The following is a 20,573-nucleotide window of genomic DNA, read 5'->3' as shown; positions in this document are numbered from 1 at the left end:
TTCAGTCGAACAGACTTAGCGATGCGCCAGTTCGGCGTTATCGTCGCTGTCCAGAATTGTTTTATCGGTCTGTTTCAGCCATTGGCTGGTCAGCGTACCGGCTGTCATAGAACCGCTCACGTTCAGCGCGGTACGGCCCATATCGATCAGCGGCTCAACGGAAATCAGCAGCGCAACCAGCGTGACCGGCAGACCCATAGCTGGCAGGACGATCAGCGCGGCAAACGTTGCACCGCCACCCACACCCGCAACCCCTGCGGAACTGACGGTGACGATACCGACCAGCGTGGCAATCCACATCGGGTCCAGCGGGTTGATCCCGACGGTCGGGGCGACCATTACTGCCAGCATTGCCGGGTACAGCCCTGCACAACCGTTCTGGCCAATGGTGGCGCCAAAGGAGGCGGCAAAAGAGGCGATGGATTCAGGCACGCCCAGACGACGGGTTTGCGCTTCAACGTTCAGCGGAATTGAGGCTGCGCTGGAACGGCTGGTGAAGGCGAAAGTCAGCACCGGCCACACCTTGCGGAAGTATTTCAGCGGGCTAACGCCGTTAACACCCAACAGGATCCCGTGTACCACGAACATAATGCCCAGACCGAGATAAGAGGCCACGACGAAGCTACCCAGCTTGATGATGTCCTGCAGGTTGGAGCCTGCAACCACTTTGGTCATCAGCGCCAGAACACCGTATGGTGTCAACTGCATCACCAAACGAACCAGCTTCATCACCCAGCTTTGCAGGGTATCGATAGCAACCAGCACACGCTCGCCTTTCGGCGCATCATCTTTCAGCAGCTTCAGTGCGGCAACACCGAGGAATGCAGCGAAGATAACCACGCTGATAATTGACGTCGGGTTAGCTCCGGTCAGATCGGCAAACGGGTTTTTCGGGATAAACGACAACACCAGTTGTGGAACGCTGAGGTCAGCTACTTTGCCAACATAGTTGGTTTCAATCGCGTTCAGACGAGCGGTTTCGGCCCCACCTTGCACCAGACCTTCTGCGGTCAGGCCGAACAGGTTGGTCACCAGAACCCCTACCAGCGCGGCAATCAGCGTAGTAAACAGCAGTGTACCGATGGTCAGGAAGCTGATTTTACCTAACTGAGAGGCGTTGTGCAGACGCGCAACGGCACTGAGAATAGACGCAAACACCAGCGGCATGACAATCATCTGCAGCAGTTGGACGTAACCGTTGCCGACAATGTTGAACCACTGTACGGAATCTTTAAGAACCTGGCTGTCGGAACCATAAATGGTGTGCAGGGCGAGGCCAAACACCACACCCATGACCAGACCGACCAGTACTTTTTTTGCCAGACTCCACTGCTTGTGACGGGCTTGCGCCAGCACGAACAGCAGCACTACGAACACGATAATGTTCGCGATTAATGGATAGTTCATCCCCGTTCTCCTGATCTTATTATGCGTATCACCGTGTGACGGTGATTCTGTTGGCGCAAGATTAGCAGAACTGTGACTTGCCTCTTATATTCAAATGGAATTGTTTATACCAAAAATAACTTTTTGGCTGATTTATTAGTCAACCTGGTGCGTTATAAAACGATTAAACTGCATTTGCAGCGTATTTATCATCTGTGATGACCAGCGCACCGCACTGTTCTCTTGTACGGTCTGCGGCATCCAGATTGCCCACGCGAACAGCGCCATGCACAGAAACCGCTCCAGTTGGTTGCCTTTTTGCGGCACGAGGATAGGCAGACGAAAACGCCAGCGGCAGGGCCAAAGCAGGGGGACGCCCGCCGGGGTCAACATGTCGGCCAGAATGTGGCTGAGATAACCGAGAACCATACCTTGTAAGGCATCCGCTGGAATTATCCAGGTATCAGGGACTTTCAGGTAAAACGTGGCCAGCAGGGCAAAAACCGCCAGCAGGCTATGCGTAAACCCGCGATGACCAAATGCCCGGGCAATGGGCTTTGATACCCACTTCAGACGCTGCCCCAGCAGGGATTTGGGATGATCGATATCCGGCAGTAAGCACGTCAAAATGGCTGAAGGAACAATATGCCACCAGTCACCCTGCGCAAGAACGGGCGTTAGCTCGGCATTCTTGGCAAATACCGCACAGGCAATAGAAAAAAGAAGGTGGCCTTCCGCCGTCATGATAAAACCCAATAAACTGTCGATTCATACAGTATAGGGGTTTTATACAGTAGGCGGAAGAGGTGACGTTGTAACCCTTTGTCACAAGTGCGCCTTTACCGCGCCAGCCAACCGCCATCCACGACCAGCGTATAGCCATGTATATAGTCCGAGGCAGGACTTGCGAGGAACACGACCGGGCCTTTCAGGTCATCAGGCGTGCCCCAGCGTCCGGCAGGCGGGCAATGCGATCATTGCCCGTCGCAGGATTAGCCGCGCAGGTGAGCGGCAGTGAGTTCGGTGAGCGAGGCCAGTTTGACGTCGGCCAGAACGAAGCGAGGATCGTCCTGATTTTCATGCGCAGGTACTACGATGGAACGCATACGGGCGGCTTTCGAAGCAATCATGCCGTTCACCGAGTCTTCCAGTGCTACGCAGTTTATAGGGTCAATGCCCAGTTTCGCCGCGCAATCGAGATAAACCTGCGGGTGCGGTTTGCTGTAGGGCAGTTTTTCCGCAGAAGCCAGTGCATCGAAGCTGCTGCGCAGATCAAACATGGTTAGCACTTTTTCCAGCATATGCAGCGGCGAGGCGGATGCCAGTCCTACTTTCAACCCCTGAGATTTACACAATGCCACGGCCTCACGCACGCCCGGCAGCAGTGGTTTTGTTTCTTCAACTAACGCAATTGCGCGGGTAATGATGCGCTCGGTTACTTCCTGACGTGAGGGACCGTTCCACGGTTGCTGTGCAAACCACAAATCAACCACCATGTCGATGCGTAAGCCAAGTGTATCGGGAAGTTCATGGCGGCGGGAGATATCAACGCCTAAACTTGCTATCACATCCAGTTCGGCCTGATCCCAAAGCGGTTCAGAATCGACCAGTAATCCATCCATATCGAAAATTGCAGCAAGAATTTGACGCGGGGTTGACATCACAACCTCTCCTTTACGGGTGATAAAAGGGATTAAGAGCCAGCCTGGACGGGCTCTGAGCGTTCATTATGGCTAATTCAGCAGTATACCGCCTTTAAAGATCAGGCGAAAACGATAATCAACGGGTAAACTTAGGCCAAAATGACACGTCTTAATCAAGGGGAACTCATGACGTATCAACAAGCTGGACGCATTGCCATCTTGAAAAGGCTGGTGGGATGGGTGATTTTCATTCCCGCGCTGATTTCAACCCTGGTTTCAGTACTGAAGTTTATGTATGCGCACAGCGAAAAGCAGGAAGGGATTAACGCGGTCATGCTCGATTTTGCACACGTGATGATCGACATGATGCGTGTGAACACACCTTTTCTTAACGTGTTTTGGTATAACTCGCCGACGCCCGATTTTCAAAGTGGACTGAATCTCGTTTTTTGGCTGATTTTCATTCTGATTTTTATCGGTCTGGCATTGCAGGATTCAGGCGCCAGAATGAGCCGTCAGGCGCGTTATTTACGCGAGGGCGTTGAGGATCAGTTGATTCTGGAACAGGCAAAGGGCAGTGAAGGGTTATCACGCGAGCAACTTGAGTCGCGTATTGTGGTACCGCACCATACGATCTTTTTACAAATTTTCCCGCTCTATATTTTGCCGGTGATCGTTATCGTGATTGGCTATTTCTTCTTTTCATTACTGGGCTTTTTGTAACTGCTGCACTATCAGGCCTGACGCGTTGCGAAACGCCAGGCCAGATAAGCAACGTGCGACTTTGCTAAGCCGCCAGTAACCTGTCCAGCGCTTTCTGCGCCACGACCAGATGCTGTCCCCCGAACAGAATAGCCCTGTTCAGCAGCGTATAGAGCTGGTAGACAGGCTGTCTGTCGAGAAAATCCAATGGTAGCGGAGAAACAGACTGATAACCGTCATAGAGTTGCGGCGGCTGATCGGTATGTAACGGCAGCATTGCCAGGTCACACTCTCTGTCCCCCCAGTAGCAGGCAGGGTCAAAGATGTACGGGCCGTTCGGGCCGAGAGCGCAGTTCCCGGACCACAAATCACCATGCAGAAGAGACGGCTGCGGCTGATGAGAAGAGAGACGCTGCTGAACATGCTCGACGATGGCGTCGATATTGCCAAACGCAATGCCTTTTTCAGCGGCGAGTTCCAGCTGCCAGCCAATACGCTGCTCGGCAAAAAAGGTTGACCAGCGACGTTGCCAGGTGTTGGGCTGCGGCGTGGTAGAGAGCGCATTATCGAAGTCGAGCCCAAACTGCGGCTGATCGCTCCATTCATGCAAATGCGCCAACTGTTGGCCGAGGATAAACGCGTTGTGCGCATCAAGCGGACGGGGAGGGAGGAAATCCATCACCAGAAAGCTGTAATCTCTGTCTGCGCCTACCGCCCAGACTTTCGGTACAGACACGGTTTGACTGCGAGAAAGTAGCTCCAGCTGATCGGCTTCCGCCGTAAAGCCGGTTAACAGCTCTCTTTCATCGCATTTAACGAAAAAATCGCGCCCCGCATAGCGTAAATGCCATGCGGCGTGGATCTCTCCGCCGGGCAGTTCGTTACGCAGTTCGATTTCGCCTTCACCTAATTGCTCGCTTAAAAGACGACTGATAGCCTGCCACATGATGTCTCTCCCCATGTTGTCTGCCAGATCATAAGGTTAGCGCAAGAATGCGGTTAAAAAACACGAACTGACGCACACCACGGACGCGTCATCGCTGGAAAGGCACTTAATGTGTGTCGTTCTTCTTCACCTCGCATAGTTGTGAAGACGCCTGGTCGCACATGATTCACTGCTTTGTAATCACGTGATTTTTTATCATAGACGTATAACACCTATGCCGACAGTTTTACGGGGAAATCCCCTTGTAGCTAAACAAGGGGAAACCGTTATTACTGAGCCAGATACGCGTATATTTTTTGCGTATCGTCTAAAGCGCACAGACGCGTACCCTGATTCAGGGTGGCGGCGCTACCTGCGGCGACACCGTAACGAACAATATCTGCAAAAGGTGCGCTCTCAGCCAGTTTAAGCGTCATGGCCCCGACCATACTGTCGCCCGCGCCTACGGTACTTTGACTCTTCACCGGTGGCGGAACCACCTGGACACAGGTTTCACGATCAACGCCCAGCGCTCCTTGTGGTCCAAGCGAGACCACTACGCGATGCGCTTTTCCGCTTTGTACGATTTCCTGCGCGGCGTTGCGCACATCATCGGGCTGCGTGAGTTCGCGATTCACCAGCGCGCTCAGTTCTTTGAGGTTGGGTTTGACCAGTTCGATATTGCCGATGGTTAATGCTGCCGCCAGCGCTTCGCCAGAACTATCGACGATACAGCGAATCCCTTGTTTTTGTGCTGTGGTAATGAGCCGGGTCAGCTTCTCAAGCTGTACGCCAGGCGGCAAACTGCCGCTAATAACCAGCAGTGCGCCAGACTCAATTTCCAGCACCTGATCCTGAAGTTGGTAAAACTCATCATCGGTGAGCGCAGCGCCTGGCATGACGAAGCGATACTGTTCGCCGCTGGACTCAACGTGGACATGGAGATTTTGTCGGGTCCAGTCTTTAGCTTCGACGGTGGACACGGGAACATTTTCGTCGGCGAGCAAAGCAACAAGATGCTCTCCGGTGGCGCCACCCGCAGGGAAGATGGCCGTAGCGGTGCCGCCAAGATGGGCAATCGCGCGAGCGACGTTGATACCGCCGCCGCCGGGTTCAAAAACCGGCGAGGTACAGCGAAGCTTACCTTCCGGGTAGATTTGCGGCGTGATTGTTGCGCTATCGAGAGAGGGCGCAAGTGTTAACGTATAGATACGTACCATCTTTACCTCCTGTTAGGCTGTCCTCAGTCTGGCACTTAACCCCCCGAAAGTGAAGTAATTAACAACATGATTTTTCATATCTTTATTTAAAATAATCGCGTTAAAGATATATAAATAAAAAAACGGTTTAGGAACGCTCTTATTCAAAAAATGAAATAAGAATTTATTGCTATGTTATTCGAGTCTTTTTATAATTTGTTACCTTTCAAGGGTCTTTTGTCATTGATCCATATGAAAGTTTCCGAGACCGTTATGGTCTCTTTTTTTGTTGTACGGACTCTTAATAAATGAAGCTTTTGAAGACAGTGCCCGCAGCGTTACTGCTGACGGGTGGCCTGCTTGCGTCAATGCAGGCTGCCGCCGATGATTCCGTTTTTACTGTCATGGATGACCCTTCCAGCGCGAAAAAACCCTTTGAGGGTAACCTGAACGCGGGATATCTCGCCCAGTCAGGCAACACAAAAAGTTCTTCTTTAACTGCAGACACCACCATGACCTGGTACGGTCAAACTACGGCGTGGTCTTTGTGGGGAAATGCCAGCAATACCTCCTCAAATGATGAGCGTTCATCGGAGAAATATGCCGTAGGTGGCCGTAGTCGTTATAACATGACCGACTATGATTATCTCTTTGGTCAGGCAAGCTGGCTGACCGACCGTTACAACGGCTATCGCGAGCGTGACGTGCTAACCGCAGGTTATGGTCGTCAGTTCCTCAACGGACCGGTGCACAGCTTCCGTTTTGAATTCGGTCCTGGTGTGCGCTATGACGAGCACACGGATGGCACCACCGAAACACAGCCTCTGGGCTATGCGTCCGGGGCCTATGCGTGGCAGATGACGGACAATACTAAGTTTACGCAAGGTGTGTCGGTATTTGGTGCTGACGATACAACGCTCAATTCTGAAACGGCCTTGAACGTTGCTATCAACGAACACTTTGGGTTAAAGGTGGCTTACAACGTTACCTGGAACTCTGAACCACCGGCAACAGCGCCGGAGCATACCGATCGTCGTACTACTGTGTCACTCGGCTATCGTATGTAATGACAAGCCGGGTCAAATAATTGGCCCGGCTTTTCTCAATTAACGTTAAATTTATTTAATATTAAATCTGTGTTTTATTTTTAATACTTATCAATAACGCGCTATTTTCAGACGAATTCGATTTAATTGATAAATACAACGGAACCGGAACTGCGTGTGCCAGTATTTTAACCCCAGATCATCGCAGCCCAACGTAGCATCAGCATTGCCGCACAAATAACGAGCAGTATCACAACCATCTTCCAGTGTTTCTTCGCAAAGCGATTTGTTGGCATTGTCCTTTTCCTGCTCAGGTTAGATAACTTTATACAAGTGTAACAAAAACGTCAGGGTGTCAGTGAATTGATTTACATCATAGAGTGCGCGTTGATTGTTGCTTTGATCGGCTCGTAATGCCGTGTACACTGTCAAACGGTGTTATCAAAAAGCGGGTGTAGGTCCAGTGTAGCCATTAAGGCGACCAGTGACATATTTCGCAGAGTGAAGCGGGAATCAGCCCACACCTTTTTGATGATTTTAAATATTGAATCTTTGTATGTGATCTTACGTGTGGGTCACCACTGCAAATAAGGATATAACATGCCTGTTATTACTCTTCCTGATGGCAGCCAACGCCATTACGACCACGCTGTAAGCCCCATGGATGTTGCGCTGGACATCGGTCCAGGTCTGGCGAAAGCCACTATTGCTGGCCGTGTTGACGGTGAGCTGGTAGATGCTTCCGATCTGATTGAGCATGATGCGAAGCTCTCCATCATCACCGCGAAGGATGAAGAAGGTCTGGAGATCATTCGTCACTCCTGTGCGCACCTGTTAGGGCACGCGATCAAACAACTCTGGCCGCACACCAAAATGGCGATCGGACCGGTTGTTGATAACGGTTTTTACTACGATATCGATCTTGACCGTACGCTAACCCAGGAAGATGTCGACGCGCTCGAGAAGCGGATGCACGAGCTCGCTGAGAAAAACTACGATGTCATCAAGAAGAAAGTCAGCTGGTACGAAGCGCGTGAAACCTTCGTGAAGCGTGGCGAGACCTATAAAGTCTCCATTCTTGATGAAAACATTGCCCATGATGACAAGCCTGGCTTGTACCATCATGAAGAATATGTCGATATGTGCCGTGGCCCGCACGTGCCGAACATGCGTTTCTGTCATCACTTCAAACTGATGAAGACCGCTGGGGCATACTGGCGTGGCGACAGCAATAATAAGATGCTGCAGCGTATTTATGGTACTGCATGGGCCGATAAAAAAGCCCTGAATGCCTACCTGCAACGTCTGGAAGAAGCGGCCAAACGCGACCACCGTAAAATCGGTAAGCAGCTTGACCTGTATCATATGCAGGAAGAAGCGCCGGGTATGGTGTTCTGGCACAATGATGGCTGGACAATCTTCCGTGAACTGGAAGTCTTTGTTCGCTCAAAACTGAAAGAATACCAGTATCAGGAAGTTAAAGGTCCGTTCATGATGGACCGCGTGCTGTGGGAAAAAACAGGTCACTGGGATAACTACAAAGATGCGATGTTCACGACCTCTTCTGAGAACCGTGAATACTGCATTAAGCCCATGAACTGCCCGGGCCACGTGCAGATCTTCAATCAGGGTCTGAAATCCTATCGTGATCTGCCGTTGCGTATGGCCGAGTTTGGTAGCTGCCACCGTAATGAGCCGTCAGGCGCGCTGCATGGCCTGATGCGTGTTCGTGGCTTCACTCAGGATGATGCACATATCTTCTGTACAGAAGAGCAGATCCGTGATGAAGTTAACGCTTGCATTCGTATGGTCTACGATATGTATAGCACCTTTGGCTTCGAAAAAATCGTCGTCAAACTGTCCACTCGCCCCGAAAAACGTATCGGTAGCGATGAAATGTGGGACCGTGCTGAAGCTGACCTGGCCGTTGCGCTGGAAGAAAACAACATCCCGTTTGAGTACCAACTGGGTGAGGGCGCATTCTACGGTCCGAAAATTGAATTTACCCTGTATGACTGCCTCGATCGTGCATGGCAGTGCGGTACTGTACAGCTGGACTTCTCTCTGCCGTCCCGTTTAAGCGCCTCTTATGTTGGCGAAAACAACGAGCGTCAGGTGCCGGTTATGATTCACCGCGCAATTCTTGGGTCGATGGAACGTTTCATCGGTATCCTGACCGAAGAGTTCGCTGGCTTCTTCCCGACCTGGCTTGCGCCAGTTCAGGTTGTCGTCATGAACATCACCGATTCACAGTCTGAATACGTCAACGAATTAACGCAGAAACTACAAAATGCGGGTATTCGTGTAAAAGCAGACTTGAGAAATGAGAAGATTGGCTTTAAAATCCGCGAGCACACTTTACGTCGTGTCCCTTATATGTTGGTCTGTGGCGACAAAGAGGTAGAAGCAGGCAAAGTTGCCGTGCGCACCCGTCGTGGCAAAGACTTGGGCAGCCTGGACGTAAATGAAGTGATTGAGAAGCTGCAACAAGAGATTCGCAGCCGCAGTCTTCAACAACTGGAGGAATAAGGTATTAAAGGCGGAAAACGAGTTCAAACGGCACGTCCGAATCGTATCAATGGCGAGATTCGCGCCCTGGAAGTTCGCTTAACAGGTCTGGAAGGCGAAGCTTTGGGTATTGTGAGTCTGAGAGAAGCGATCGAAAAAGCTGAAGAAGCTGGAGTAGATTTAGTTGAAATCAGCCCTAACGCCGAACCGCCAGTTTGTCGTATTATGGACTACGGCAAGTTCCTTTATGAAAAGAGTAAGTCTTCTAAGGAACAGAAGAAAAAGCAAAAAGTTATCCAGGTTAAGGAAATTAAATTCCGTCCTGGCACCGACGATGGCGATTACCAGGTAAAACTCCGCAGCCTGGTACGCTTTCTGGAAGATGGCGATAAGGCTAAGATCACGCTGCGTTTTCGCGGTCGTGAGATGGCCCACCAACAGATCGGTATGGAAGTGCTCAACCGCGTCCGTGACGATCTGAGTGAACTGGCAGTAGTCGAATCCTTCCCTACGAAGATCGAAGGCCGCCAGATGATCATGGTGCTCGCTCCTAAGAAGAAACAGTAAGGCCTTCAAGTAGCAATGTCTGTGGAGCCTGCGGGTTCCACAGCCGTTGTTCGCCTACGTTTCGTTTATTAACAATGCGAAGTGGAAGTTATTAAAATGCCAAAAATTAAGACCGTACGCGGTGCTGCTAAGCGCTTCAAAAAAACCGGTGGTGGTGGATTTAAGCGTAAGCACGCAAACCTGCGTCATATTCTGACCAAAAAATCTACTAAGCGTAAACGTCACCTGCGTCCAAAAGGCCTCGTTTCTAAAGGCGATCTGGGTCTGGTTATCGCGTGCCTGCCGTACGCATAAGCCGTTAACGTTTAATTAATTTTTTTACTAAGAATATAGATACAGGAGAGCACATATGGCTCGCGTAAAACGTGGTGTAGTTGCCCGTGCACGTCACAAGAAAATTTTGAAACAAGCTAAAGGCTACTACGGTGCGCGTTCTCGCGTATACCGCGTTGCCTTCCAGGCTGTTATCAAAGCTGGTCAGTACGCTTATCGTGACCGTCGTCAGAAAAAGCGTCAGTTCCGTCAACTGTGGATTGCGCGTATCAACGCAGCAGCACGTCAGAACGGTATTTCTTACAGCAAATTCATCAACGGCCTGAAAAAAGCCTCTGTTGAAATCGACCGTAAGATCCTGGCTGACATCGCAGTATTCGACAAAGTAGCGTTCACCGCTCTGGTCGAAAAAGCGAAAGCAGCTCTGGCATAAGCCGGTGAAAAGAGGGAGCCTGGCTCCCTCTCTTTTATTTGTAGTGCAATCAATTGGTTGACAATTTATCCGTAAGCCTTTTCAATAAAGGTTGTCCGGTTTTTACCACACAAGGTAACGCAAGCATGAATGCTGCTATTTTCCGCTTCTTCTTTTACTTTAGCACCTGAACTCAGGAGGCTTGCGCGTGAAAGAAGAAACGGAAAACAGCGCCTAAAAGCCTCCCTGGTGGAGGCTTTTTTTATACACGTTATCCTTCAGGCTGCCTCTGCATTGGCTGCAGTCGCTTCCCCCAGTCTCGTACTTGTGTACGCTCCTGAGGATTAGCGCTCTACTGCTGCCTTGACTCAGCCAGAATGATTTTGTGTATATACGAGCGACTAGTGAATATCGCAACATAACGAGGAAAACCATGTCACATCTCGCAGAGCTGGTTGCCAGTGCAACGGCCGCCATTAACCAGGCTTCAGATGTTGCCGCGTTAGACAATGTCCGCGTCGAATATTTGGGCAAGAAAGGGCACCTGACCCTTCAGATGACTACCCTGCGTGAACTGCCGGCAGAAGAGCGCCCGGCAGCAGGTGCGGTGATAAACGAAGCCAAAGAGCAGGTTCAGCAAGCGCTGAACGCGCGTAAAGCCGAATTAGAAAATGCCGCGCTGAATGCTCGTCTGGCTGAAGAAACGATCGATATCTCCTTGCCTGGGCGTCGTATCGAAAACGGCGGTTTGCATCCGGTAACGCGGACTATCGATCGCATTGAAAGTTTCTTTGGTGAGCTGGGCTTTACCGTGGCGACCGGTCCGGAAATCGAAGATGACTATCATAACTTCGATGCGCTGAACATTCCTGGCCATCACCCGGCGCGCGCTGACCACGACACTTTCTGGTTTGATGCGACGCGTCTGCTGCGCACGCAGACTTCCGGCGTGCAGATCCGTACCATGAAAGAAAAACAGCCGCCGATCCGTATTATCGCTCCGGGCCGCGTATATCGTAACGACTACGATCAGACGCACACCCCAATGTTCCATCAGATGGAAGGGCTGATTGTTGATACCAACATCAACTTCACCAACCTGAAAGGCACGCTGCATGATTTCCTGCGCAACTTCTTTGAAGAAGACCTGCAGGTTCGTTTCCGTCCTTCCTACTTCCCGTTCACCGAACCTTCTGCGGAAGTCGATGTGATGGGTAAAAATGGCAAATGGCTGGAAGTATTGGGTTGCGGAATGGTTCACCCGAACGTGCTGCGTAACGTCGGTATCGATCCGGAAATCTACTCTGGCTTTGCATTCGGTATGGGTATGGAGCGTCTGACCATGCTGCGTTACGGCGTAACCGATCTGCGTTCTTTCTTCGAAAACGATCTGCGTTTCCTCAAACAGTTTAAATAAAGGCAGGATAAAACAATGAAATTCAGTGAACTGTGGTTACGCGAATGGGTAAACCCGGCGATTGATAGCGATGCGTTGTCAAACCAAATCACGATGGCGGGTCTGGAAGTTGACGGTGTGGATCCTGTTTCTGGCGCGTTCAACGGCGTTGTGGTGGGCGAAGTGGTTGAGTGCGCTCAGCATCCGAACGCTGACAAACTGCGCGTCACCAAGGTGAATGTCGGCGGCGACCGCCTGCTGGATATCGTCTGCGGTGCGCCAAACTGCCGTCAAGGGCTGAAAGTGGCTGTAGCAACCGTTGGTGCCGTTCTGCCGGGCGATTTCAAAATCAAAGCCGCAAAACTGCGCGGTGAGCCGTCTGAAGGCATGCTGTGCTCGTTCTCCGAGCTGGGCATTTCCGACGATCACAACGGTATTATCGAACTGCCTGTCGATGCACCAATTGGTACCGATATCCGTGAATACCTGAAGCTTGACGATAATACTATCGAAATCAGCGTCACTCCGAACCGCGCCGACTGCTTAGGCATTATCGGTGTGGCACGTGACGTTGCTGTACTGAACAAAGCCCCTCTGGTTGAGCCGGAAATAGCGCCAGTAGCCGCAACCATTAGCGACGTCCTGCCGATTCAGGTCGACGCGGTGGAAGCCTGCCCACGCTATCTGGGCCGCGTGGTGAAAGGCATTAACGTTAAAGCGCCGACCCCGCTGTGGATGAAAGAAAAACTGCGTCGTTGCGGCATCCGCTCGATCGATGCCGTGGTTGACGTGACTAACTATGTGCTGCTCGAATTGGGCCAGCCGATGCACGCATTCGACAAAGACCGCATTGAAGGCGGGATTGTTGTCCGCATGGCAAAAGAAGGTGAAACCCTGGTATTGCTGGACGGCAGTGAAGCGAAGCTGAATGCGGATACGCTGGTGATTGCGGACCATAACAAAGCGCTGGCAATGGGCGGCATCTTTGGTGGCGAGCACTCCGGTGTGAATGATGAAACGCAAAACGTCCTGCTGGAATGCGCGTTCTTCAGCCCGCTGTCTATTACCGGTCGCGCACGTCGTCACGGTCTGCACACCGATGCCTCTCACCGCTATGAGCGTGGTGTCGATCCGGCGCTGCAACATAAAGCCATGGAACGTGCTACGCGCCTGCTGATTGATATCTGCGGCGGCGAAGCGGGTCCAATCATTGACGTGACGAACGAAGCCTCGCTGCCAAAACGCGCAACCATTACGCTTCGCCGTAGCAAACTGGATCGTCTGATCGGACACCATATTGCAGATGAGCAGGTGAGCGATATTCTGCGCCGTCTGGGTTGTGATGTCACGGAAGGGCAAGATGAGTGGAAAGCGGTAGCGCCGAGCTGGCGTTTCGATATGGAGATCGAAGAAGACCTGGTCGAAGAAGTCGCCCGCGTATACGGTTATGACAATATCCCGAATACGCCAATTCAGGCGGGTCTTATCATGGGTACGCATCGTGAAGCGGATTTGTCGCTGAAACGCGTAAAAACCATGCTGAATGACAAAGGCTACCAGGAAGTTATTACCTACAGCTTTGTCGACCCGAAAGTCCAGGCGCTGCTGCACCCGGGTGAAGAAGCGCTGTTGCTGCCAAGCCCAATCTCGATTGATATGTCGGCAATGCGTTTATCCCTGTGGACCGGCTTGCTGTCTACGGTAGTGTACAACCAGAATCGTCAGCAAAACCGCGTGCGTATTTTCGAAACGGGTTTACGTTTCGTACCGGACACGCAGGCCAATCTCGGGATCCGTCAGGATCTGATGCTGGCGGGTGCGATCTGCGGTAACCGTCATGATGAACACTGGAATCTGGCAAAAGAGACCGTTGATTTCTATGATCTGAAAGGCGATCTGGAAGCGGTTCTCGACCTGACCGGCAAGCTGGCGGATATTCAATTCAAAGCTGAAGCGAATCCAGCACTGCATCCGGGGCAGTCTGCGGCGATTTATCTGAAAGGTGAACGCATTGGTTTCATTGGGGTTGTTCATCCTGAACTTGAACGTAAACTGGATCTGAACGGTCGCACTCTGGTGTTTGAACTGGAGTGGAACAAGCTCGCAGACCGCGTGGTGCCTCAGGCGCGTGAAGTTTCTCGCTTCCCGGCGAACCGTCGCGACATCGCAGTCGTTGTGGCAGAAAACGTTCCCGCTGCGGATATTTTATCCGAATGTAAGAAAGTTGGCGTAAATCAGGTAGTTGGCGTAAACTTGTTTGACGTGTACCGCGGTAAGGGTGTTGCGGAGGGTTATAAGAGCCTCGCTATCAGCCTGATCCTTCAGGATACCAGCCGTACACTTGAAGAAGAGGAGATTGCCGCTACCGTCGCCAAATGTGTAGAGGCATTAAAAGAGCGATTCCAGGCATCATTGAGGGATTGAACCTATGGCGCTTACAAAAGCTGAAATGTCAGAATATCTGTTTGATAAGCTTGGGCTTAGCAAGCGGGATGCCAAAGAACTGGTCGAGCTGTTTTTCGAAGAGATCCGTCGTGCTCTGGAAAATGGTGAGCAGGTAAAACTCTCTGGTTTTGGTAACTTCGATCTGCGTGATAAGAATCAACGTCCGGGCCGTAATCCGAAAACGGGCGAAGATATTCCCATTACAGCACGGCGCGTGGTGACCTTCAGACCCGGACAGAAGTTAAAAAGCCGGGTTGAAAACGCAACGCCGAAAGAAGAGTAATCTGAACTAACTAAAAAGGCCGCGAATGCGGCCTTTTTTCTTAGTGGGCCAGAAGGAAAAACAGCCCGGTCAGTGCTGCGCTCAGCAGGTTAGACAACGTGCCCGCCAGGATCACTTTAAGCCCCATTTTAGCAATGAAACTTTTTTTCCCCGGCACAATCCCCCCCAGTACGCCAATCAATGCAGCAGGAGAGGACAAATTGGCAAACCCAGCCAGCGCCATGATCGTTATTATCTGCGAATATTCCGACAGTTGGTCTTTCATTGGAATAAAGCTGGTATACGCGACGAACTCATTCAACACCAATTTTTGACCTAACAGGCTGCCAATTTGCAAGACTTCGTTAGCGGGAATGCCCAACAGCCAGGCAACCGGAGCAAAGAGGTAACTAAAGATAAATTGTAGCGTGACGTTACCATAGCCGAAAAAGCTACAAAACCAGCCCAACAAGCCGTTCACCATAGCAATTAATGCAATCAGTGCCAGAAGCATTGCCCCCACGTTAGCGGCGAGCTTCAGCCCGATAGTCGCGCCATTTGTCGCCGCTTCAACGATGTTGATAGGCTTTTCATCTTGACCAAGCATATCGCCTGACACGTCGGCAGTGTTTTCGGGTTCCGTTTCTGGAAACAGCATTTTCGCCATTAACAGACCGCCTGGTGCTGACATAAAAGAGGCGGCTACCAGATAGCGAATTTCGATCCCCATACTGGCATAGCCAACCAGCACTGAGCCTGCGATAGAGGCCACACCACCTGTCATGAGGGCAAACAGTTCTGAGCGCGTCATGCGTGGCGCATAAGGCTTCATCAGGACGAAGACGTCAGTATTGCCCGCAAAAATATTGGCCGTTGCAGCCATGGATTCTGCCGGGCTGGTGCGCAGCAGTTTATGGATACCCGTACCGATGAGACGGATAATCCACTGCATGATGCCCAGGTAGTACAGCACGGAGAACAATGCTGACATAAAAATGATAATCGGCAGAACATGCACGGCAAATACAAACCCCATTTTGAACTGTCCGAGATTACCGAAGAGAAAGTTAATCCCTTCCGACGAATAGTTCAGCATGCCTGACAGACTGTTTGATATGGCGAGTAAGATTTTTTCCCCTAAGGGGACATACAGGATAAATGCAGCAAAAAGAGCCTGGATTGCAAAGGCGCCGCCAACGGTGCGAAACCGGATAGCTTTGCGATTTTCTGAACATAGCCAGGCAACGAGTAACAGGACAACAATGCCAAGTATGACGATGAGTATCTGCATGGTTTATCCCTCATCGGCATCAATGATGCTACGGAAAAGATCTTTAAAGAGAGCATCCCGCTCAATAAATTTTGCGACCTGAATGACGTGACGGCGGTTATCAAAACTCCAGCTCAGATTGTCATTGATCAAAGGGGATGTACGGTATTCACAGGTGAACCAGTCAGGATTCAGGACATAGCCAACCGTAGTGATATCCCAAATGACTTTGCGGGATGCAAAACCAATCCAGGGGCATCGCGGGGCAATTTCAGCAAAGTAGCTACCAATGCGGCTGGTCTCTGCAAAATAGTGCTGCATCTCTGGGACCGATGAGGCCATAGTGTTAGCCACGCCAAAGCAGGGGATTTGGGTGAGCGCTACGCCGCTATCAAAAAGTACCCGACTCGCCGCAATGTCCTGCATCAGGTTGAATTCATGATTATCTTTCCAGGCATAACTGTTACCCCCAAGCCAGATGACATGAATCTTTGTGACGATGTCCGGCGCGAGGAGCAGTGCGTTAGCGATATTGGTCGGCGCGGCGATTGCGAGTACATGTAATGTTTGCTCAGCCGTTCTTGCCCGGTTAATCAAATCCTGTACTGCTGCTGACATCTCCGGCTGGTTGCTATCTTTCAGATAGCGTGTTGAACCCTGGAATATTTGCGGTATGTTTTCGCGGCGGGGGAGTTTGTTAAATACGCGATAGATCTCATCGACGCTCAGTTGCATGCCTACTGCGGGATCGTCAACATATGTGTGCGAGCCCTCTTTACCAAAATAGTGGTTGGTAAACGGAGCGGCGTAAACAGCTTGCAAATCGAGGCGCTCCGGGTGTAAGAATGCCCAGGCAATGGCCATCTGATCGTCAATTTCATTGTAGGTATCGCTGTCAATAACGATAGGTACTTTGCCATACTTAGGTGGCGTAATTAAGGTAATACGCTGCGCTGAAGTTAATTCAGGCCAGTGGATACTTAACATCGTTAATGTTCCTTAAGTTAGAAGTCGTAGGCCAGTCGATAAATGAGAATATCGCCATATCCATCCGCACCAAGTTTGTTATAAAAGTATCGATACATTAATGTGGTGGATATATGAGGCATGATTTTCCAGGTAATATTCAGACCGCCGTTTAAACCATTGCTACCATGATTGTTAGCGGTATAGTCATCATTACGGTCAAGTTCTATTTCATTCCAATTGGACAGTAAGAAGTCCTGGTTGAGAAGATTGAAAGCATAACCAGCGTTCCATCCAATTGAGAAACCATTGAGTCCATTAATATCATAAGCTGGGCCAAAATTACTGTGTGCGGTAATGTACTGACGAGCAATCCAGGGTTTAAACCACCATCCATCGCCTTTCAGGTCGGTATAGCCAAGCCCAATAAATTGATTCGTCTCTTTAAAATTGGGACTTTGCGAATTATAGACTTTTGTAAATAGGCTGGCACCCGTTTTCCAGAGGTAGGTATGGATTTCACCATTCGCAGTCTGCCCCTGATTTCCCTCGTCGTCTAGAATATTTTCAAAATCATAAAAACCGTACATTTCACCCCAATCAAAACCAATACCTCCCTCAATACCAATTAAGGCTTGTTCATATTCGAGGTCTTTAACACCGGCATCCCAAGATTGATAGTCAAAATGTATATTTCCCCAGCCGTATTGTTGTTCAGCTAATGAGGAAAAAGCTACGCACGATAATAAAGCCCCGAAGGCGATTGTTTTCATTTTATATCCCTATTTTGGTGGTAGATAAATATCAGTATTTAGTACAAGCTAATCGTTTTAATACGAGTTCATGGGATGGCATATTGGCTGCACCTTCACGCTCTACGGCCAGTGCTGCAAATACACAGGCGTAATGAATTGCGCTGGCAATATTTTCTCCACAGGCAAGTCGTGCCGCGAGTGCACCATTAAATGCATCACCGGCGCCGGATGTATCAATATTAACGGCGGGATATGCCGGGAACTGTTGGTGTGTAGATCCATCAAATAACCAGCACCCATCTTTGCCTAACGTAATTAGAATATATTGTGGTCCCATTTGGTGCATGGTTTCGGCGGCCAGACGAATATCGTCTGGCGTACGAATAGCCTTGCCAATTATCGCCTCTGCTTCTGTGAGGTTTGGGGTCAGGATGTGTGTCCAGCGGAGAAGGTCTGTCACTTCCTTGCGCCATGGTGCTGGATTCAGGATTGTCATCACCCCGGCGGCATGTGCGAACTTAATAGCTTGAGCTGTAGCATCAGGATTGTTTTCCATCTGCGTCAAAAAAACATTGGCGGTGCCTATCTCGTCATAACAGGATATAATTTCTTCACTCGTTATTTCCTGATTAGCCCCTGGATTAATAACGATTACATTATCGCCAGCCTCTTCGGATATCATCACTACGGCACTGCCGGTTGGTGCATCATTTTTGGTAAAGATGGTTAGCTTTTCTAATCCTACGCCATTTAAAAAATGCTGGGCTTTAGTTGAAAACTCATCTTCACCTAATTTGACTGTAAAATAAGTGCGAGCATTGGCTTGTGCTGATGCTATCGCCTGGTTGCTGCCTTTCCCTCCGGGTAAACAACAGGAAAAAAGCGCGCGCGTGGTTTCCCCTGAAATAGGAAAACGGTGAAGCCGATAGACTAAGTCGGTGTTAAATGAACCCAGAATGTAAACTTTACCATTGTTTTCGTTCATTGATATTTCTCGTTCGATCTTTGATTGGTTAATGATGATGTTTTGGTGCAAATAAAGAGAGTTGTTCTCATATAATGGGAATGCATTGTCGTGATTATATACAGCACCTCCATAGCATGAGCGGACATGTCCTGTTTTTACAAGGTCATTGATGTCGCGGCGGAGTGTTCTTTCCGTAACATCAAGTACCTTAACAAGAGATGATATTTTTACACTTCCTTGTTTTTTGAGTAGTGTTAAAATATAGCGAAGACGCTGTTTTTTGTAACGACAGGGCATCTAATCCTCACTTTTCATGAATGTGATGAGAGGTCCATGTAATAAGTTTATTTTGTCTATACGTTAATTTTTTTTGGTGAATGAGTTTATTTGTTGAATAAATAGTTAAAGATCTGATTACCACTAAGTACACCGATGATACCAAATACACCAGGCCAGGCAGTAGGGGCTGGAATGGGTAGTTTTATTAATGTAAATATGAAACCAATAATTGCACCGGCAATAAGCGAAAGAATTATATCCATAAGATAATTCCTGAGGGTGTTATGATGATGCAAAGACTACACAATATATTTACGTATTGATGAGAAGATAATCACACAAAACTTCTGCAACCGGACATTCTGTCCGGTTGTGGTTATTTATTTAATCTCAGGAACGATATTAATAATGACTGCTACTACCTGGTATTGCTGCCAGCATTGCATTATGCAAAAGACTAAGGTTCATGCTGTTTTGGGCCATTGCCTCATTTGCGGTAGAGCTTCCTTCCATGTTTTTTGCTTTCATCGTAAAATTAATGAGATAACCCATAAAAAAAGTATAAACATGCAACCTTTTGCACAATTACAACGTCGGCGAGACCGATACTGGTTAGGCACTTTATCGCTGTTGCTATTGGTCATGCTCGTGATTAGCTTATGCGCAGGAGAACAGTGGATCGCCCCCGGCGACTGGTTCAGCGCCCGCGGCGATCTGTTCGTCTGGCAAATCCGATTTCCCCGTACCCTCGCCGTTTTGCTGGTAGGTGCTGCGTTGGCCTTATCTGGCGCAGTGATGCAAGCTCTCTTTGAAAACCCGCTCGCAGAGCCTGGATTACTGGGCGTGTCTAATGGCGCGGGAGTCGGGCTCATTGCGGCGGTGTTGCTGGGGCAGGGTCAGCTCCCCGGCTGGGCGTTGGGTTTATGCGCCATCGCTGGGGCGCTGATTATCACGCTTATTCTGCTCCGTTTTGCCCGCCGTCATTTGTCTACCAGCCGTCTGCTGTTGGCGGGGGTGGCGCTGGGCATTATCTGTAGCGCGCTGATGACATGGGCCATCTACTTCTCCACTTCTTTTGATTTGCGACAGCTAATGTACTGGATGATGGGGGGCTTTGGCGGCGTTGACTGGCATCAGGCCTGGCTCATGGTGGCGTTGATTCCGGTGCTGGTGTGGATATGCTGTCAGTCGCAGCCGATGAATATGCTGGCGCTGGGGGAGACTTCTGCACGTCAGTTGGGATTGCCATTATGGTTCTGGCGCAACCTGCTGGTGGTCGCCACAGGCTGGATGGTTGGCGTAAGCGTGGCTCTGGCGGGAGCGATTGGCTTTATTGGGCTTGTGATCCCACATATTCTGCGGCTGTGCGGCTTAACCGATCATCGCGTGTTACTGCCGGGCTGCGCATTGGCTGGCGCTATCGTATTACTGTTGGCTGATGTTGTCGCGCGTCTGGTGCTGGCCTCGGCTGAGCTGCCAATTGGCGTGGTGACGGCCACCATGGGCGCACCGGTATTTATCTGGCTATTGTTAAAAGCCGCGCGCTAGACCGCGTTGATTCGGTCTATGATT

General features: G+C 50.1%; 22 protein-coding genes, 1 pseudogene and 1 other annotated feature. Of the genes and pseudogenes, 11 read left to right on the top strand and 12 right to left on the bottom strand.

All coding sequences use genetic code 11. From position 1 onward, the window contains the following. Positions 1 to 15 precede the first annotated feature (15 nt). From tcyP to hxpB, 4 genes and pseudogenes are all read right to left on the bottom strand, one after another. Positions 16 to 1,407 (bottom strand): cystine/sulfocysteine:cation symporter, encoded by a 1,392-nt coding sequence (gene tcyP, locus GFC06_RS17305; protein ID WP_019078417.1) that lies wholly within the window; start codon positions 1,405 to 1,407, stop codon positions 16 to 18. Positions 1,408 to 1,542: 135 nt separating this feature from the next. Beyond that, positions 1,543 to 2,142, bottom strand: coding sequence for a metal-dependent hydrolase (locus GFC06_RS17300; protein WP_087121839.1), 600 nt, complete (start codon positions 2,140 to 2,142; stop codon positions 1,543 to 1,545). Between the two features lie 83 nt (positions 2,143 to 2,225). Continuing rightward, positions 2,226 to 2,348 (bottom strand): annotated as a pseudogene (locus GFC06_RS17295) (SDR family oxidoreductase); the annotation flags it as partial. 30 nt (positions 2,349 to 2,378) lie between these two features. Next, complete coding sequence (hxpB, locus tag GFC06_RS17290) at positions 2,379 to 3,047, bottom strand: hexitol phosphatase HxpB (protein ID WP_016156335.1); 669 nt, start codon at positions 3,045 to 3,047, stop codon at positions 2,379 to 2,381. 168 nt (positions 3,048 to 3,215) lie between these two features. Between hxpB and GFC06_RS17285 the strand changes: the two genes are divergently transcribed. After that, positions 3,216 to 3,752 (top strand): YniB family protein, encoded by a 537-nt coding sequence (locus GFC06_RS17285; RefSeq protein ID WP_019076635.1) that lies wholly within the window; start codon positions 3,216 to 3,218, stop codon positions 3,750 to 3,752. Positions 3,753 to 3,816: 64 nt separating this feature from the next. On the opposite strand, the gene GFC06_RS17280 is transcribed toward GFC06_RS17285, so the two are convergent. Both GFC06_RS17280 and pfkB read right to left on the bottom strand, forming a co-directional pair. Next, positions 3,817 to 4,677: a fructosamine kinase family protein gene (locus GFC06_RS17280; protein WP_016152861.1), complete on the bottom strand. Its 861-nt coding sequence runs from the start codon at positions 4,675 to 4,677 to the stop codon at positions 3,817 to 3,819. Positions 4,678 to 4,946: 269 nt separating this feature from the next. After that, entirely contained in the window at positions 4,947 to 5,876 is a 930-nt protein-coding gene (pfkB, locus tag GFC06_RS17275; RefSeq protein ID WP_016156336.1) for a 6-phosphofructokinase II, read from the bottom strand. 287 nt (positions 5,877 to 6,163) lie between these two features. Here pfkB and GFC06_RS17270 point away from each other — a divergent pair, with 287 nt between their 5' ends. Continuing rightward, positions 6,164 to 6,922 carry a DUF481 domain-containing protein gene (locus tag GFC06_RS17270; protein WP_016152863.1) on the top strand — a complete coding sequence of 253 codons (759 nt, stop codon included), beginning with the start codon at positions 6,164 to 6,166 and terminating at the stop codon, positions 6,920 to 6,922. A 167-nt stretch (positions 6,923 to 7,089) separates the two neighbouring features. On the opposite strand, the gene yniD is transcribed toward GFC06_RS17270, so the two are convergent. Next, positions 7,090 to 7,197, bottom strand: a complete 108-nt coding sequence (gene yniD / locus GFC06_RS17265; RefSeq protein WP_003030590.1) for a small membrane protein YniD — start codon at positions 7,195 to 7,197, stop codon at positions 7,090 to 7,092. Between the two features lie 304 nt (positions 7,198 to 7,501). On the opposite strand from yniD, the gene thrS reads away from it, so the two are divergent. The 8 genes from thrS (at position 7,502) to ihfA (ending at position 14,785) form a co-directional block, all read left to right on the top strand. Further along, a complete protein-coding gene (gene thrS, locus GFC06_RS17260) occupies positions 7,502 to 9,430 on the top strand; it encodes a threonine--tRNA ligase (protein WP_047500283.1) in 1,929 nt (642 codons plus the stop codon). Positions 9,431 to 9,433: 3 nt separating this feature from the next. After that, a complete protein-coding gene (gene infC, locus GFC06_RS17255; RefSeq protein ID WP_048997935.1) occupies positions 9,434 to 9,976 on the top strand; it encodes a translation initiation factor IF-3 in 543 nt (180 codons plus the stop codon). Positions 9,977 to 10,072: 96 nt separating this feature from the next. Beyond that, positions 10,073 to 10,270 carry a 50S ribosomal protein L35 gene (gene rpmI / locus GFC06_RS17250; protein ID WP_003030583.1) on the top strand — a complete coding sequence of 66 codons (198 nt, stop codon included), beginning with the start codon at positions 10,073 to 10,075 and terminating at the stop codon, positions 10,268 to 10,270. 55 nt (positions 10,271 to 10,325) lie between these two features. Then, positions 10,326 to 10,682 carry a 50S ribosomal protein L20 gene (gene rplT, locus GFC06_RS17245; protein ID WP_003030578.1) on the top strand — a complete coding sequence of 119 codons (357 nt, stop codon included), beginning with the start codon at positions 10,326 to 10,328 and terminating at the stop codon, positions 10,680 to 10,682. A 120-nt stretch (positions 10,683 to 10,802) separates the two neighbouring features. Further along, positions 10,803 to 10,927 (top strand) — a sequence feature (Phe leader region). Continuing rightward, entirely contained in the window at positions 10,808 to 10,852 is a 45-nt protein-coding gene (gene pheM / locus GFC06_RS23265; protein ID WP_001386830.1) for a pheST operon leader peptide PheM, read from the top strand. It overlaps the preceding feature by 45 nt. A gap of 167 nt (positions 10,928 to 11,094) precedes the next feature. After that, on the top strand, positions 11,095 to 12,078 hold the full coding sequence (gene pheS, locus GFC06_RS17235; protein ID WP_016152865.1) for a phenylalanine--tRNA ligase subunit alpha: 984 nt from the start codon (positions 11,095 to 11,097) through the stop codon (positions 12,076 to 12,078). Between the two features lie 15 nt (positions 12,079 to 12,093). Next, a complete protein-coding gene (pheT, locus tag GFC06_RS17230; protein WP_016152866.1) occupies positions 12,094 to 14,481 on the top strand; it encodes a phenylalanine--tRNA ligase subunit beta in 2,388 nt (795 codons plus the stop codon). 4 nt (positions 14,482 to 14,485) lie between these two features. After that, positions 14,486 to 14,785: an integration host factor subunit alpha gene (gene ihfA, locus GFC06_RS17225; RefSeq protein ID WP_003030571.1), complete on the top strand. Its 300-nt coding sequence runs from the start codon at positions 14,486 to 14,488 to the stop codon at positions 14,783 to 14,785. A 40-nt stretch (positions 14,786 to 14,825) separates the two neighbouring features. Here the strand turns inward: ihfA and GFC06_RS17220 are convergent, their stop codons facing one another. The 5 genes from GFC06_RS17220 to GFC06_RS17200 form a co-directional block, all read right to left on the bottom strand. After that, positions 14,826 to 16,055 carry a NupC/NupG family nucleoside CNT transporter gene (locus GFC06_RS17220; RefSeq protein ID WP_016152867.1) on the bottom strand — a complete coding sequence of 410 codons (1,230 nt, stop codon included), beginning with the start codon at positions 16,053 to 16,055 and terminating at the stop codon, positions 14,826 to 14,828. A gap of 3 nt (positions 16,056 to 16,058) precedes the next feature. Continuing rightward, positions 16,059 to 17,021: a nucleoside hydrolase gene (locus GFC06_RS17215; protein WP_016156339.1), complete on the bottom strand. Its 963-nt coding sequence runs from the start codon at positions 17,019 to 17,021 to the stop codon at positions 16,059 to 16,061. Between the two features lie 17 nt (positions 17,022 to 17,038). Beyond that, positions 17,039 to 17,773, bottom strand: coding sequence for an outer membrane protein OmpK (locus GFC06_RS17210; RefSeq protein WP_047500289.1), 735 nt, complete (start codon positions 17,771 to 17,773; stop codon positions 17,039 to 17,041). Positions 17,774 to 17,804: 31 nt separating this feature from the next. Next, on the bottom strand, positions 17,805 to 19,019 hold the full coding sequence (locus tag GFC06_RS17205; RefSeq protein ID WP_049281904.1) for a PfkB family carbohydrate kinase: 1,215 nt from the start codon (positions 19,017 to 19,019) through the stop codon (positions 17,805 to 17,807). Positions 19,020 to 19,105: 86 nt separating this feature from the next. Beyond that, entirely contained in the window at positions 19,106 to 19,264 is a 159-nt protein-coding gene (locus GFC06_RS17200; RefSeq protein WP_047500294.1) for a DUF1427 family protein, read from the bottom strand. 304 nt (positions 19,265 to 19,568) lie between these two features. Between GFC06_RS17200 and btuC the strand changes: the two genes are divergently transcribed. Then, positions 19,569 to 20,549, top strand: coding sequence for a vitamin B12 ABC transporter permease BtuC (gene btuC / locus GFC06_RS17195; protein WP_032931198.1), 981 nt, complete (start codon positions 19,569 to 19,571; stop codon positions 20,547 to 20,549). Positions 20,550 to 20,573 lie beyond the last annotated feature (24 nt).

Source organism: Citrobacter braakii (assembly GCF_009648935.1).
GTDB lineage: Bacteria > Pseudomonadota > Gammaproteobacteria > Enterobacterales > Enterobacteriaceae > Citrobacter > Citrobacter braakii.
The sequence above is the reverse complement of the archived record's forward strand: the minus strand, read 5'-3'. Positions and strand labels throughout refer to the sequence as shown.